The organism is Streptomyces sp. NRRL WC-3549 (assembly GCF_000721935.1).
GTDB lineage: Bacteria > Actinomycetota > Actinomycetes > Streptomycetales > Streptomycetaceae > Streptomyces.
Genome location: NZ_KL585440.1, coordinates 41,327 through 42,463 on the forward strand (window position 1 = coordinate 41,327; position 1,137 = coordinate 42,463).

2 protein-coding genes are annotated in these 1,137 nt (G+C 67.2%); both read left to right on the forward strand.

The features are described 5' to 3' along the window. Positions 1-201 precede the first annotated feature (201 nt). The gene (locus tag IH13_RS0133050; RefSeq protein WP_014153813.1) at positions 202-795 is read left to right on the forward strand and encodes a hypothetical protein; all 594 of its coding nucleotides are present in this window, start codon (positions 202-204) and stop codon (positions 793-795) included. A gap of 157 nt (positions 796-952) precedes the next feature. Continuing rightward, a partial coding sequence (rpsP, locus tag IH13_RS0133055; RefSeq protein WP_037843112.1) for a 30S ribosomal protein S16 occupies positions 953-1,137 on the forward strand: 185 nt, incomplete at its 3' end.

Here is a 1,137-nt window from a genome sequence, read left to right on the forward strand (position 1 = left end):
GATGTGTATAAGAGACAGCCCGTCTACAGGCCGGGGCGTACGAGAGGCTACGTACCGCCTTGGTGCGAGCTGTGTGACTTCTCCGCAGATCAGCGCACCCGGCATCCTCCGGACACATCAGCGGCAACTGACTGGTACGTGCAAATTATTTGGGATGCCCTGGAATAGGAACACCGGAGCACTCACGCTCGTTGTCACGACGTGAGCACGACACCACCTGTACTTGCCGCAGAGCTGGCGCAGGCGTGGGCCGACATTCAGCGGTACCACCCCGAGCTGCCGGACCTAGCCGCACCAGAGTCCCTGATCGGAGAGTCCTCGTCCGCCTGCGGCGCGGAACTCTCCTTCGAACGACTGCTCCACGAGGCAGTCCATGGAATCGCCGCCGCGCGGGGTGTCCGGGACACCTCCCGGGCCGGCCGCTACCACAACCGACGCTTCCTCGCGATCGCCGAGGAGCTGGGCCTCGACCATGCCGAGGAGCCCCACCCCAGCAGCGGATTCTCGTTGGTGACGCTGAATCCCGAGGCCAAACGCAGATACCGCCCGACGGCGGAGCGGCTGCAGCGCGCCCTCAAGGCGCACACCGTGGCCACCGCCGCCGACACCAAGCGTTCCTTCCGCGGCCCCGCGGCCCGGCACGGCTCCTCCGGCGGAGGGGTGCGCGTCAAGGCCGTCTGCGACTGCGGGCGCAACGTCCGCGTCGTCCCGTCGGTACTCGCGCAGGCGCCGATCGTCTGCGGCGGCTGCGGCAAACCCTTCCGCATCCCGGAAGGGGCGGTCGCGGTCGGGTGACCCGATGTGGTGTGGCACAATGGCTAGCTGTACTCGACAGCCGAACAGGACCCCTCTCTCCTCCGGCTGACGCGTCCGTCGGGCACCCGAGTACCGCAACCCCACGTGGCATCTTCGTTGTGCCCAACCACGTCAGAGACCAGGAGACACCACTCCCGTGGCAGTCAAGATCAAGCTGAAGCGTCTGGGCAAGATCCGTTCGCCTCACTACCGCATCATCGTCGCCGACTCCCGTACCCGCCGTGACGGCCGGGCCATCGAGGAGATCGGCCTGTACCACCCGGTGCAGAACCCGTCGCGCATCGAGGTCAACTCGGAGCGTGCGCGGTACTGGCTGGCCGG